The following is a 13766-nucleotide window of genomic DNA, read 5'->3' as shown; positions in this document are numbered from 1 at the left end:
CGCTTACCGCTTACGGGCCGTTTCCCATTTCAAAGTCAGAAATTCTTTTCTAGTCCGGCCAGTTCAGCTCTTCCTCGACCGGCTGGCAGGGCAGATAGATGCTGAGGGTGGTTCCAACCCCCTTGCTGCTTTCCAGTGTGATCCCGCCGCCGGACTGCTTGGCGAAGCCGAAAATCATGCTGAGGCCAAGACCGGTTCCCTTGCCGGGCTCCTTGGTGGTGAAGAAGGGCTCAATCACCTTGCTCATATGGTCTTCCTCAATCCCGTCGCCCGTATCCTGAATGGACAGGACGATATAGCTGCCGGGCCTCACTTCCGGGTAGGGAGAGGGGAAGGGGACGTCCTGAACGTCAACACGAAGGTGAAGGGTGCCTGTTCCCCGCATGGCGTCGCGGGCATTGATAACCGCGTTGAGGATGGCACTGGCAAGCTGGTTGGGATCGACAAAACAGCGGCGGTCGTGTGCGTTGTCCTGAATTTGCAGGTCAATGCCTTCTCCCAGACTGCTTTTCAGCATGTCCTGCATATGCGTAATATGCTCACCGATATTGGTATAGTCGGGAAGCAGCATCTGTTTCCGGGAAAAGGCCAGGATCTGCTGGGTCAGGGCGGTTCCCTTGTCGACCACCTCCATGATCTTCTGCAGCTTGTCAGCGTCGATGGGCTGTCCGTTGGACAGGGATTCCAGCATCAGTTCCGTATTGCCGCTAATGATCGCCAGCAGATTGTTGAAGTCATGGGCAAAGCCGCCCGCCAATTGGCCGACGACCTCCATTTTCTGGGATTGGTGAAGCTGTTCCTCCAGGGATTTCTGTTTTGTCACATCCCGGCCAACCCCTCGGTACCCCTTGAAATTCCCATCCTCGTCAAAGATCGGCTTGCCGGAAATCTGCCACAGGCGGCGCTCTCCATCGGGGCGTATAAAGGTATACTGAAAGTTTCTGAACGGTCGCTTGGCTCTCAGGTCGTCAAGGTGCCGTTGCCATTTTTCCATATCCTCCGGTTCGGAAATGTTGTCAAACCGGGTGCGGCCCAGCATTTCATACATGTTGAGACCGGAATAACTGGCCACCGAGTCCGACAGTTCGGTGAACCGGTAGTCCTCGTCAATGGCCCAGTACCAGTCGGAGGCGACCTCGGAATAATCCTTGAATTTTTCCTCGCTGAGACGAAGTTCAAGCTGGGTTCGGACCCGCTCTGTCACATCCTGCTGAATGGCAATGAAATGGGAGATATGGCCGGTTTCGTCCCGAACGGGGGAGACGGTTTCCTCGCTCCAGTAAATCTCGCCGTTTTTCTTGCGGTTGCAGACCGTTCCCTTCCAACTGCGCCCGGCCAGAATATCGCCCCACATCTTGGTATAGGTATTGCGCTCTGTCAGGCCGGATTTGAGGACACGGGGGGTCTTGCCGTACACTTCCTCGCGGGTATAGCCGGTGATGCTTTCGAAGCCCGGATTGACATACTCAATAATGCCGGCCCGGTCGGTGATCAGGATGCTGTTGGGGGAATGCTCCACCGCTGTGAACAATTTTTCAAGGTTCGGGCGGCAGACCTTTTGAAACCCCTGTTCGATAACCCATTTCCCGATGCCGACAAAGCCCTGGAAGGTGGTGCCGTCAAATTTCGGGTCGCCGCATAGGGTCAGGACAATCCTGTCCCCGTTGCCGGGCGTCAGGGTAACGGAAATACCGGAAAAGGTCCGGTGCCCGTTCATATGGGCCCGGATGGTGTTAACACTCTCACCGTTTTCGCTGAGGGTGTCGAGGATGGTAATAAGGTTGGTGCCAGACACATCCTCATAGGATGAGCCCAGAAATGGCTCCAGCCTGTGGTTGGAGAAGATGATCTGATGATCCTCTCCCGTTTCCCAGACCCACTCCGACGTTTCCCCCAAAACGAACTCGGTCAGCGACTCAATGTTGCCCCTCATGCGACCCCTAGCCCTGCTACAATTCAACATATCGCAAAATCAATTTTCATTATTATTACTTGATCGGAATGCTAGCATTGCGCGGTTGTTAAATTATTAAAAAAGGGAATTATCCCAATTTTAAGTTGATCTAGGTCAAATGGGTGTGTTTTTCCGCTTTCGCCCTCGGCGGAAAAGAAAGACCCATAACCCAACCGCGCCAGAGGCAAACAGGGGCAGGGCGGCGGGAAGTGGTACTACCGTCAGTTGGACATTGTCGATATTGAAGTGGGAGCAGTAATCAATAAGGCAATAGAAATCCGCCCCTTCCGGCAGGCGAAGGTTCTTTATCAGAAGGGTATCCAGCAGGGAAAAGCTGCTGTCGAAGCTGTAGGTGCTGGCTGTTTCCCCCATCCAAAAACTGTCGGAGGCTACAAGAACACCGTCTTTCCAGCCTTCAACAACCACATTGTCCCACACCGCATCTGTGAAGGGAAAGGCGCAGCTTCGAAGGTCCGGGTTGCAGTCAATGGCCGACTGACCCAAGGGAATAAGATCGAAGGCGTTCGCCGAAAAATCACCGGCCATGGTGAATTCGATGGTGGTGGCAAACTGGGTGGAGCCGTCATCAAGGTGACCGACTTCACCCCGCAGCACGCTGGCGGTGGCACCATCCAATCCGGTTGCGGTGATCCCGTCTTCGGTCCACACGTCATGTTCGCTGGTCAGGCCGCTGAAGGTCATGGTTGCGGCCGTGGCTGAGGCGGGGAGGAGGGCGGAAAGCAGAAAGAGAAAGGCCGTTATTTTCATCATCAACCCCCAGATGTTTATTTATATTAGTAAACAATAAATATAACGGGAAGGCGCTGGCAAGGGAAGGCGAAAACCATGCGGCCGATTACGCGCAACGCAGGTTGCTGGGGTATGGGTTGACTTTGTTCAGGAAGTATAAGGTGGCGGAGGGAGAGGGATTCGAACCCCCGGTAGGTTGCCCTACAACGGTTTTCAAGACCGCCGCTTTAAACCGCTCAGCCATCCCTCCGCAAGGGGCAATGGATCATTGCCCGGGCACAAAGGATCGTTTCCTTGTGCTGGGGAGACCGTTTAAAGTTCCCTTTCCGTCCTGTCAATAGGCTAGATTGAAAATAAAGTCGTAAAACGGCTTTCCCTGTTCTTTTTTTGCTGGTCCAGACCGTTGCGCCGCAAGGCCCTCTGTGGCAAAAGGAAAGGGTATGGTTTTGTGAGGGGGCGCGTATGCTGAATTTTACTAAAAAGCTCTTATTGTCCGGTGTCGCAGGCATGATGGTAATGTCGGGTGCGACCGCTGCCATGGCCGAGAAAAAGAGCTTCGATGAGTGGTTGCTGGAATTGCGGCAGGAGGCTCGGGAAAAAGGAATCAGCGACGAGATACTTGATGGCGCCCTGAAGGACATCAAATTCCGGAAAAAGGTTGTTTCACTGGACCGGAAACAGCCGGAAGTCACCCAGACCTTCCAGCAGTATATGGAAACCCGCCTGCCACAGTCCCTGGTTGATCAGGGCCGCAAGCAGTTGCAGGCGCACCGCGCCGTTCTTGAGGAAGTGGGCGCAAAATACGGTGTTCAGCCGCGCTTCATCGTGGCCCTGTGGGGGGTGGAAACCCGGTTCGGTAAATATACCGGCGGTTTCCATGTGCCGGAGGCCCTGTCCACCCTTGCCTATGATGACCGGCGGGCCGACTATTTCCGAAAAGAGCTTTTGCTGGCGCTGCAAATTCTTGAAGAGCGCCACATCACCCCCGACAATATGAAGGGATCGTGGGCCGGTGCCATGGGGCAGGCCCAGTTCATGCCGTCCAGCTTCATCAATTTTGCCGTTGATCATGATGGCGATGGCCGCCGCGACATCTGGACCACCAAGCCCGATGTCTTTGCATCGGCTGCCAACTACCTGTCCCGTTCCGGCTGGAAAGGGGATCAGACCTGGGGGCGGGAGGTTAGCCTTCCCGCCGGTTTCGATACATCCCTTGTCAGTCTGGATGTGGAAAAGCCCATGGCCGAATGGCAGGAAATTGGTGTGCGCCGGGCCGATGGCCGTGATCTTCCGACCCGCCAGCTTATGGGATCACTGGTGCAGCCGAAAGGCGGCAACGGCCAGACATTCCTCATCTATAATAACTACCGCACCATCCTGAAATGGAACCGTTCCACCTATTTCGCCATGTCCGTCGGGCATCTGGCAGATCGCATTGCGGGCTACTGACGTGACAGGGAAAACCATGAAAAATGTTCTTCTTCCGCTCCTGATTGTGTCCGGAGCCTCTCTTCTTACGGGCTGTGCCGAAGTCAGCCTGCTGAGTCATGCCGCCTCAGAGGTCAAGGACATGAGCGGATCAGAGGGGAGCGGTACGGTGAACCGGGGCCGGCACAAGGTCGGGAAGCCCTATCAGGTGGACAATATCTGGTACTACCCGAAAGAGGATCCGGGGTATTCGGAAACGGGGATCGCCTCGTGGTATGGAGAGCCGTTTCATGGTCGGCGGACCGCCAATGGCGCCGTTTATGACATGAACCAACTGACTGCTGCGCACAAGACGCTGCCCATGCCAACGGACGTTCGGGTGACGAACCTTGAAAATGGCCGCTCGATTGTTGTGACGGTCAACGATCGCGGCCCGTTTGTCCATGGCCGGATTATCGATCTGTCCCGTCGCTCGGCCCAGCTTTTGGGGATCATCCAGAAAGGGACGGCCAAGGTACGTGTGGAAATGGCCAATCCGGGCGGAAATGACACCCGCTTCATTGCCAAGACCGAGACAAGCGCGGAAGAAAAAAGAAACGTAACCGCCGCGCCCATGGGGGAGGTGCAGACCGCCAGCCTGAACCCGCCGCCGGGACGGGCCGCACAAACACCCCCGGCCACACAATCCGGCACGGCCGTTGAGGCCTTGCCCGCCCCGCAAGGGGACACCGCCGCCGTTGCCCCGCCGGCCACCGGTGTGAACAGTCTTGAAGTCGCTCCGGTTCAGCCGACTGAAATTTTCATTCAGGCCGGTGCCTTTGTTGATTTTGACAACGCCAACAAATTGAGCGCACGCCTGTCCTCCCTTGCGGCGACCAAGGTAACGCAGGTGCTTGTCAACGGGCAGGATTTTTACCGGGTTCGTATCGGTCCCGTTGATAATGTGGCCGACGCCGACCAGTTGCTGGCAAGGCTGCTGAATTCCGGACATACAGAGGCCCGGATCGTTATTGAGTGACGGGTTGAATAATGCCTGCAAGACTGCCACAATTCGGGCAAGTTTGGGCATTAGGAACCCATACAAACCCTTTATTTTAAGTATATCTGTCGATAGAGATAGAAAAGATTATGATTTTAAAGAATAAACCGATTTCCGTTGGTTCACTGAAGCGGCTGGCGCTTGTCATTCCTGTTGTGGTTTCGGCCGCCTTTACCGCGCCCTATGCCCACGCGATTGAGACAGCAGCGAAGCAGGCCTATCTGGTCGATATGGAAACTGGCGCGGTCCTGTTGGACAAGAAGGGCAATGAATTGATGCCGCCCGCGTCCATGAGCAAGCTGATGACGGCGACCATGGTGTTTGAGCGCCTGAAGGAAGGCTCCCTGAAGCTGGATGATACCTTCCCGGTCAGTGAAAGGGCCTGGCGCAAGGGCGGCTCCAAGATGTTTGTCGAGGTAAACTCGCGCGTTAGCGTATCTGACCTGTTGCGGGGCATCATTGTCCAGTCCGGGAACGATGCCTGTATCGTGGTGGCCGAAGCCCTTGCCGGATCGGAAGAGGAATTCGCCCGGAACATGACGGAACATGCTCGCACTATCGGGCTGGAGCAAAGCACCTTTGCCAACGCCACCGGTTGGCCGGACCCCAACCACCTGATGACGCCCCATGAACTGGCCGAACTTGCGGAATATATCATCCGCAACTTCCCGGATTATTACGAGATTTTTGCCGAGAAAAGCTTCAAATACGGAAAGATCAAGCAGGGCAACCGCAACCCGCTTCTCTATGACAATGGCGGCGGGGATGGCCTGAAGACCGGTCATACGGAAGAGTCCGGTTACGGATTGGTCGGGTCTGCCGAGCGGGACGGACGGCGGTTGATTTTGGTTGTCAACGGACTGGAAAACGCCAAGTCCCGTGGTCGCGAAGCCGAACGCCTTCTGGAATGGGGCTTCCGCGAGTTCGGCAATTATGAATTGTTCACCGCCGGTCAGGAAGTGGCAGAAGCCCGCGTCTGGCTTGGGGCCAAGGATCTGGTGCCTTTGGCCGTGGAAAAGGACCTGACAGTGACCATGTCCCGCAAGGATCGTCGCTCCATGCAGGTCAAGCTGGTGTATAATGAGCCGATCCCGGCGCCGATCCTGCAGGGAACGCCGGTGGCGCGGCTTGTGATTTCGGCCCCGGATATGGACTCTATCGAAGTGCCGCTGGTGGCCACCGAGAATATCGAGCGTCCGGGTATGTTCCGGCGGGTGACATCGGCCATCAAGTATGTTCTGTTCGGCGCTTCCGCCAATTAATTCTGAGTGTCAGGAACCCACATGGGGAAGTCCGAAGTATCAACCGGCATGTTCATTACCCTTGAAGGCGGGGATGGCACGGGGAAATCCACCCAAGCCGCCCTGCTGCAGGAATTTCTGAAATCCCGTAGTATTGATCCCGTCATGACCCGCGAACCGGGCGGGGCGCCGGGCGCCAATGAAATTCGTGAATTGCTGCTGACCGGGGAGCCGGATCGCTGGGATGCGGTGGGGGAGACCCTGCTTTTCTATGCGTCGCGGCGGAATAACCTGCGCCTGACCATCTGGCCGGCTCTGGAGGCAGGGCAATGGGTGATTTGCGACCGATTTGCCGACTCTACGCTGGCCTATCAGGGGTTTGGCAATCAGCTTGGCCTTGACGCCGTAAAGCCCATTCATGAATTCGCGGTTGGATCGTTTGAACCTGACCTCACCTTCGTTCTGGATATCGATCCGGCGACGGGCATTGGGCGGACGCAGGGACGCGCCCATAATGAAGACCGGTTCGAGAAAATGGACCTGTCTTTTCATGAGCGCCTGCGGCAAGGGTTCCTGACCCTTGCCGAGCTCTATAAGCATCGCTGTGTTGTTATCAATGCGGAACAGAGTGTCGAGGACATTCAGGCCGCCATGCAGCAGGTCTTGATTGAGCGGTTCTCATTGTGAGTGAGGTCGCCCCCATAGATTGCCTTGAAGGCTTTGCCCATCCACGGGAAGGGGGCCGCCTTATCGGGCATGCCGGGGCAGAAAAGGAATTTCTGGACAGTTTTAACAGTGGGCGGTTTCATCATGCCTGGCTGGTTACGGGTCCCAAGGGTGTCGGCAAGGCGACCTTTGCCTATCGCGCGGCCAAGTTCCTGTTGTCCCAGGGCGATGGCGGCGGCGGACTGTTTGGCCCGCCGGACAGTCTGGATGTGGCGGAAGATAGCACCACACTGGCCCAGATCCGTGCGGACGCCCATCCGGGGTTGACCGTTCTGCGGCGCCGGTATGACAGCAAGACCAGCAAGTATTTCTCGGTCATCCGGGTGGACGATGTGCGCAAGCTCGGGAATTTTTTCGGGCTGACGGCTTCGGACGGGGGCTGGCGCGTGGTGATTGTCGATTGCGTCGATGACATGAATATCGCGGCGGCCAACGCCTTTTTGAAAATTCTGGAAGAGCCGCCGGTGCGGACCGTCTTCTTTCTGCTGTCCCATACCCCGGCGGGCCTGCTTCAGACCATCCGGTCGCGGTGCCGGATGATGCCCCTGAAACCCTTACGCGAGACCGAGGTGGCTGAGGTCATCCGGGCCAATGGCATTCAGGCATCCGATCAGGATATCGCCATGCTGGCCAATCTGGCGGAAGGCAGCCCCGGGAAGGCCATCAGCCTGATGCAATCCGGTGGGCTGGATGTCTTCCGGGCCATACTTGACCTGTTCGGGCGGTATCCGCGATTTGATCCTGACCGATTGCACGGGCTGGCCGATCTGGCGGGCCGCAAGGAAGGGGAAGGGACTTACCGGATTGTCTGTGAATTGTTCCCGTGGTGGCTGGCCAGAATGGTCCGAAGCGTGTCCGTTGGTTTTCACGGCGTATCCCTGATTGAGGGGGAGCAGGCCGTGATGGAAAACCTTGCCGGGCAGCGACCGGTTGATTTCTGGGTTGAAATCTGGGAGAAGTCAAATCATCTGATTGAGAGAGCCGATAGTATCAATCTGGACCGGAAGCAGATCGTTCTCAATCTTTTCCTCAATTCAGTTCGGTGAAAATTAAAGTTATTACAGTAGGTTAGTTATGCTGGTTGACAGCCATTGTCATCTTAATTTCGAACAATTATCCTCACAACTGGATGATGTTGTCCGCCGGGCCGAACTGGCCGGTGTGGGACATATGCTGACGATCGGCACCAAGCTGAGGGAATTTGAAGCGGTTCGTTCCATCGCCGAGACATACAGCAATATTCATTGTTCTGTCGGCATTCACCCCCATGAGGCAGAGGTCGAGGGCGCCGATGTGACGGTTGAAAAACTGGTGTCGCTGGCGGACCATCCGCGTGTGGTCGGGATCGGGGAAACCGGTCTTGATTATTTTTATGAACATGCCCCGCGGGATGTGCAGAAACGATCCTTCCGAATTCATATCGAAGCCGCCCGCAAAACCGGCCTTCCGCTGATTGTTCATACCCGGAATGCGGATCAGGATACCATTGATATCCTGACCGAAGAATACAAGAAAGGCCCGTTCAAAGGGCTTATTCATTGCTTTAGTTCTGGCTGGGAAGTTGCTGAAAAATCAATGGAAATTGGATTTTCAATTTCCATATCCGGGATTGTCACCTTCAAGGCGGCGGATGAACTTCGGGATCATGTGCGCCGCATTCCGCTGGACCGGCTTCTGGTGGAAACGGACAGTCCCTATCTGGCGCCGGTCCCCAATCGGGGCAAAACCAACGAGCCGTCTTTCGTGGCCCATACGGCGGCCCGGGTTGCGGACCTGAAAGACGTGAGCGCAGACGAAGTTGCCGAGGTGACCACCCGCAATTTCTTTACCTTGTTTGACAAAATTCGGCGGGAAGACTGATGAAAGTAACAATTCTTGGGTGCGGGACCTCTGGTGGGGTTCCGCGGATCGGCAATGAATGGGGCGCCTGCGATCCGAACGAGCCGAAGAACCGCCGTCGCCGCTGCAGCATTCTGGTAGAGGACAAGGGGACACAGGTTCTGATTGATACCTCACCGGATATTCGTGAACAGCTTCTGGATGCGGGAGTTACCGATCTGGACGGGGTCGTTTGGACCCACGAACATGCGGACCAGTGCCACGGTATTGATGAAATCCGGGTCCTGACCATTCGCAATCGCCGCCGCATGGATGTATGGGGGGATGACGCCACCCTGAATGTGCTGATGGACCGGTTTGATTACTGTTTTAAGCAACTGGATGGCAGTCCCTATCCGGCGATCCTGAAACCCCACTGGATTGAGGGGCCGTTCAGCGTCGGCAACATCGATTTCATCCCGTTCCGTCAGGATCATGGCTCCATCCACAGTCTGGGATTCCGCATGGGCGATATCGGCTATTCCAACGATCTGGTCAATCTGGACGATCGGGGGTTTGAAATTCTGGAAGGCATCGATACATGGATTGTGGATGCCATGCGCTATAAACCGCATCCAACCCATGTGAATGTGGAAACGGCCCTGAAATGGATCGAGCGGTTGAAACCCCGCCGGGCGATCCTGACCAATATGCATGTGGATCTGGATTATCAAACCCTGAAACGGGAACTGCCGGACGGGGTTGAGCCCGCCTATGATGGAATGGTTATAACTGTCTGATGTTAAGCGAAAAAATAACGATTAGAAAAGCAAGGGAACAGGATATTCTGGGGATTGTCCGCCTGTTGGCAGATGATCCGTTGGGGGCTCAGCGGGAAACCGCGACGGAGCCTTTGGCCCTTTTCTATCGGGATGCCTTTGCGAAAATGGAACGTCAGGAAGGGAATGATTATTACATTGCCGAGGAAGACGGGCAGATTTTGGGATGTATGCAGGTGACCATGATTGCCGGCCTGTCCCGCAAGGGCATGACCCGCTGCCAGATCGAAGGGGTCAGGATCGCCTCTGATTGCCGGTCCGCCGGGGTGGGGCGGCATATGATAAAATATGCCATCAGGTTGGCGAAACAGGCCGGGTGCGGCCTTGTCCAACTGACAACCGACAAAACCCGGGAAGACGCACACCGTTTTTACGAGAAACTGGGCTTTGAACCCTCTCATGTGGGTATGAAGCTGGACCTGACGGGGAAGTAAGCCGTGCTGGTGGCTGGCGGCTGGCCCGAACCCGGCGATGCCGCCTAGGCGACTTCGGACAATAAATCCTCGCTGAGTTTGACGCCCCGTATATGAAGGGGCAGGGCAAGGGACCAGTTCTCGTCCATAATCAGGTCCCGGAAACTCTCCATTCTGTACACGGTTTTTTGCAACAGGTCGTTGCTGTGGGTGGCAAGCCAGTTGCGGCGATGCGCCACATAGGAGGCAAACCACGCCTCCTCGCCCATGCTTTCAAGCGACCCGCTGGTCTCGATCACCTGATCCCGCAAGGCATGCCAGTTGCCGTGGATCCGACTGTCATAGATGATGGCCACCCCAAGCGCGGTTGTGGCCGAGATATAATCCGCGGATCTGAGGGCAGGGCGCCAAAAGGCCTCATCAAAGAACCGGTCCTGAACGGCCTGCATGACGGGATCGGTCCCTGCTTGTCGGAGCAGGGCCCTGAACCCCTCATCAAAATCAAGCGCAAAGTCTTTTTTTTCCAATGGCTTATGGTATTTCTCGAAAGCAGATCCATAAGCACAGTTCGCTGTCTGTATGTAGTTTTCAATCAGCGAACAGAGATTGCCACTGGCCAGCGTGACCTGCGAGCGGCCATAGCTGAGATGCCCTGCATCCCCGCTGGCAACGGTGACGTGGCCATAGTCACCGGAAACGGCCCCCGTTTCGAACAGGTTGACGATTGCTTGCGCTGTCTTTTTTTGAAGTGGTGTAAGCATGACCAGACATCTCCCTCAATCATGGAGAGTGTATCATGGTTTCGTGATCTTTGCATTGCTGTGTTGAAAAAGGGGGTGAGGGGGATCAGTTGGCTTCCTCAACGGCCAGTCCCACTTCCTGCCCGTAAGACAGTTCAAGGGAATGCCCGTTAGGGTCTTTCACGAATATATAATAGCCGACGGGATATCCTTCATCGACCGGTTCGCGGATCAGGATGCCGTCTTTCCGGGCTTCCTCGGCCAGTTGATCGACCTCCCTGCGGGTGGCGCATCCGACCCCCAGATGGGCAAACGGGGTCAGGACAGGTTCGGGGCTTTCCGCCTCGATCAGCACAAGGACAAAGGGACGTGTCCTGTCGGACAGCCAGACAACCCGGTGGCCACTTACGGGGTCGGTCCGCTGATGGATGACCTGCATTCGGGCATATTTGTGATAGAAACGGATACTGTCGTCCAGATGAGTGGCCGCAAGGGCCACATGGGTCAGGCCGATATCAACGGTCATGGGGTGATTTCCTTTCCGTTCCGTATGGTTATTTCAAAGGCCCCGAACCCCCAGTAAATCAGGAAAATGTAAAAAGGTCCAACTCAGCCTTCCAGACCGTCGATATAGGCGGCCATGCGTTCCGGGTCTTCCATGGGGATGAAGTGGGTCATTTCAGAAAGATGAATGTCCGTTGCATTCGGGAACCGGCTGGCAAGCGCGGGGCAGGTGGGGGAGACGGCAAAATCCATCTTGCCATTCTCCTCTTCTTTTCTGCTCTGGGCCCGAAGGACAAGCACGGGGAGGGAGATGTCCCGGACCAGTGTGTTCACATTCACCGTACGGTGCCCCGTATAGACGGATGCCTCAATAAACGGCGGGCAGGCCAGTTCAAACCGGTCCGACCCGGCGATGGGCAGAAGCCCATATTTACAATAATCTTCAAGGACTTCCGGCCGCCACTTGTCATATGGGTGACGGTTCTTGAAGGCATCAAACATCTGCTGCCAGTCCTGCCATTCATTGCGCCGGCGGGCGATGGGATGATCGGTTGCGTCCAGCGTTTCAAGGGCAGGGGCGTCCCGATAGAAATCAGGGTCGAAAATAACCGGATCAACAAGGATCAGCCTGTCAAACCGGTCCGGGTTCCGGTGAACGACTTGGGTCAGGCAGTGTCCGCCCATGGAATGACCCACGGCAATCACATGGTTCAGGTCCAACCCCAGCACAAGGGCGGAAATGTCCTCTGCGGGCAGGCTCCAGTCATAGATGGGGCCGGGTTTGTCGCTCAATCCATGGCCGCGTTGATCCACGGCGATGATGTGATAAGCGCCTTTCAGGGCCGCAATGGTTTTGTCCCAGCAACGGGCATGCATCCCGGTGGCATGCACCAGAAGGACGGTCTGGTCGGACGGATTTCCCCATTCATAATAGGAAATGCGAATATCCGGTGACTGAAAGAACTTGTGTGTGGGGCCTGAAAGCATAACGGGACAAACTCGGTTGTTTTTCTGTTTTTTTTAAGTCTAATGTTTAAACCAAGGGCTTTCAATGGCAAAGAAGAGCCTGGGGATGCAACCGGTGATCCGGCACCTTCGTGGCCGTGATCACAAAAGCCGGGACAATTGGGAGCGAAGATTTGAACGGCTTCGGGAATGACCTACATGTGTAGGCCGAGCCTAAACAGATCAGTAAAATGAAAGAAAGAATAATTGGATGCTAAGTCTTTTTGATGAAATGACCTTCACCCGTGGACCCGCCATGAAAAACCGCTTCATGCTGGCGCCGCTGACCAATACCCAAAGCCATAAAGACGGCCGCTTGTCGGAAGATGAATATAAATGGCTGACCATGCGGGCGGAAGGTGGTTTTGGCCTGACGATGACCTGCGCTGCTCATGTGCAGCCCAATGGTCAGGGATTTCCGGGGCAACTGGGTGTGTTTTCCGATGATCATCTGGAAGGCCTGCAGCGACTGGCCGAAGGGATCAAGAAAAACGATAGCCTTGCCATGGTGCAATTGCATCACGCCGGTATGCGATCCCCGGAAGACCTGATTGGCGGGCAGCCGGTTTCGGCGTCCGATGTTGAAAAACATAATGCCCGGGGCCTGACAACGGCGGAAACGGAACAACTGATCGAGGATTTCATTGCCGCCGCAGTGCGGTCGGAAAAGGCCGGCTTTGACGGGGTCGAGATTCACGGCGCCCACGGGTATATTCTGTGCCAGTTCCTGAGCCCGGAAATCAACCAGAGAACCGATCGCTTCGGCGGTAGCCTTGAAAACCGGGCGCGGCCCATTTTCGATATCATCGATGGCATCCGGGAGCGCTGCGGCAAGGATTTCATTCTGGGGGTCCGGTTGTCGCCGGAACGGTTCGGCATGAAACTCGGCGAGGTCATTGAGGTATCCCAACGGCTGATGAAGGAAGGTAAAATCGATTTTCTGGATATGTCCTTGTGGGATGTCCGAAAAGAACCGGAGGAAGAAGAATTCCAGGGCCGGTCACTGATGTCATATTTCACGGAACTGGACCGGGGCAATGTCCATCTGGGCGTCGCCGGAAAGATCATGACCGGTGAAGATGCCCGGCAGTGCCTTGAAAACGGGGCCGATTATGTGCTGATCGGGCGTGCCGCGATCCTGCATCATGATTTCCCGAACCGAATACAGGCAGACCCGGACTTTGCGTCAACAAGCCTGCCGGTCTCGAAAGACTATCTTGCCAAGGAAGGGCTTGGTCCTGATTTTATTACCTACATGTCCGGTTGGGCCGGCTTCGTGCAGGAATAAGGAAAACAATCGCACCGGGAC

General features: G+C 55.7%; 14 protein-coding genes and 1 tRNA gene. 9 read left to right on the top strand and 6 right to left on the bottom strand.

Annotation, left to right across the window (positions count from 1 at the left end; genetic code table 11):
• Positions 1-49: 49 nt before the first annotated feature.
• From FQB27_RS12285 to FQB27_RS12275, 3 genes are all read right to left on the bottom strand, one after another.
• Positions 50-1933 (bottom strand): hybrid sensor histidine kinase/response regulator, encoded by a 1884-nt coding sequence (locus FQB27_RS12285; protein ID WP_169561327.1) that lies wholly within the window; start codon positions 1931-1933, stop codon positions 50-52.
• A gap of 135 nt (positions 1934-2068) precedes the next feature.
• Entirely contained in the window at positions 2069-2725 is a 657-nt protein-coding gene (locus tag FQB27_RS12280) for a hypothetical protein (RefSeq protein ID WP_169561326.1), read from the bottom strand.
• 141 nt (positions 2726-2866) lie between these two features.
• Positions 2867-2954, bottom strand: a tRNA-Ser gene (locus FQB27_RS12275).
• 257 nt (positions 2955-3211) lie between these two features.
• On the opposite strand from FQB27_RS12275, the gene FQB27_RS12270 reads away from it, so the two are divergent.
• The 8 genes from FQB27_RS12270 (at position 3212) to FQB27_RS12235 (ending at position 10229) form a co-directional block, all read left to right on the top strand.
• The gene (locus FQB27_RS12270) at positions 3212-4153 is read left to right on the top strand and encodes a lytic murein transglycosylase (protein WP_206374617.1); all 942 of its coding nucleotides are present in this window, start codon (positions 3212-3214) and stop codon (positions 4151-4153) included.
• Positions 4154-4169: 16 nt separating this feature from the next.
• Positions 4170-5150, top strand: a complete 981-nt coding sequence (locus FQB27_RS16820; protein ID WP_169561324.1) for a septal ring lytic transglycosylase RlpA family protein — start codon at positions 4170-4172, stop codon at positions 5148-5150.
• 110 nt (positions 5151-5260) lie between these two features.
• Positions 5261-6433: a D-alanyl-D-alanine carboxypeptidase family protein gene (locus tag FQB27_RS12260; RefSeq protein WP_169561323.1), complete on the top strand. Its 1173-nt coding sequence runs from the start codon at positions 5261-5263 to the stop codon at positions 6431-6433.
• Positions 6434-6454: 21 nt separating this feature from the next.
• Positions 6455-7099 carry a dTMP kinase gene (gene tmk, locus FQB27_RS12255; protein WP_169561322.1) on the top strand — a complete coding sequence of 215 codons (645 nt, stop codon included), beginning with the start codon at positions 6455-6457 and terminating at the stop codon, positions 7097-7099.
• Positions 7096-8184 (top strand): DNA polymerase III subunit delta', encoded by a 1089-nt coding sequence (locus FQB27_RS12250; RefSeq protein ID WP_169561321.1) that lies wholly within the window; start codon positions 7096-7098, stop codon positions 8182-8184. Before tmk ends, FQB27_RS12250 begins: the two co-directional genes overlap by 4 nt.
• 28 nt (positions 8185-8212) lie before the next feature.
• Positions 8213-8998, top strand: coding sequence for a TatD family hydrolase (locus FQB27_RS12245; RefSeq protein ID WP_169561320.1), 786 nt, complete (start codon positions 8213-8215; stop codon positions 8996-8998).
• Complete coding sequence (locus tag FQB27_RS12240; RefSeq protein ID WP_169561319.1) at positions 8998-9756, top strand: MBL fold metallo-hydrolase; 759 nt, start codon at positions 8998-9000, stop codon at positions 9754-9756. The genes FQB27_RS12245 and FQB27_RS12240 overlap by 1 nt, the downstream gene beginning before the upstream one ends.
• Positions 9756-10229: a GNAT family N-acetyltransferase gene (locus tag FQB27_RS12235; RefSeq protein ID WP_169561318.1), complete on the top strand. Its 474-nt coding sequence runs from the start codon at positions 9756-9758 to the stop codon at positions 10227-10229. Before FQB27_RS12240 ends, FQB27_RS12235 begins: the two co-directional genes overlap by 1 nt.
• A 44-nt stretch (positions 10230-10273) precedes the next feature.
• On the opposite strand, the gene FQB27_RS12230 is transcribed toward FQB27_RS12235, so the two are convergent.
• From FQB27_RS12230 to FQB27_RS12220, 3 genes are all read right to left on the bottom strand, one after another.
• The gene (locus FQB27_RS12230) at positions 10274-10969 is read right to left on the bottom strand and encodes a chitosanase (RefSeq protein WP_169561317.1); all 696 of its coding nucleotides are present in this window, start codon (positions 10967-10969) and stop codon (positions 10274-10276) included.
• Between the two features lie 85 nt (positions 10970-11054).
• Positions 11055-11474: a VOC family protein gene (locus FQB27_RS12225; RefSeq protein ID WP_169561316.1), complete on the bottom strand. Its 420-nt coding sequence runs from the start codon at positions 11472-11474 to the stop codon at positions 11055-11057.
• Positions 11475-11557: 83 nt separating this feature from the next.
• Positions 11558-12439, bottom strand: a complete 882-nt coding sequence (locus tag FQB27_RS12220) for an alpha/beta fold hydrolase (RefSeq protein WP_169561315.1) — start codon at positions 12437-12439, stop codon at positions 11558-11560.
• Between the two features lie 229 nt (positions 12440-12668).
• On the opposite strand from FQB27_RS12220, the gene FQB27_RS12215 reads away from it, so the two are divergent.
• Entirely contained in the window at positions 12669-13745 is a 1077-nt protein-coding gene (locus FQB27_RS12215; protein WP_169561314.1) for an NADH:flavin oxidoreductase, read from the top strand.
• Positions 13746-13766 lie beyond the last annotated feature (21 nt).

Origin of the sequence: Sneathiella chinensis, assembly GCF_012720115.1 — a bacterium.
GTDB classification, from domain to species: Bacteria; Pseudomonadota; Alphaproteobacteria; order Sneathiellales; family Sneathiellaceae; genus Sneathiella; species Sneathiella chinensis.
This window is presented reverse-complemented; position numbering and strand designations above follow the sequence as displayed.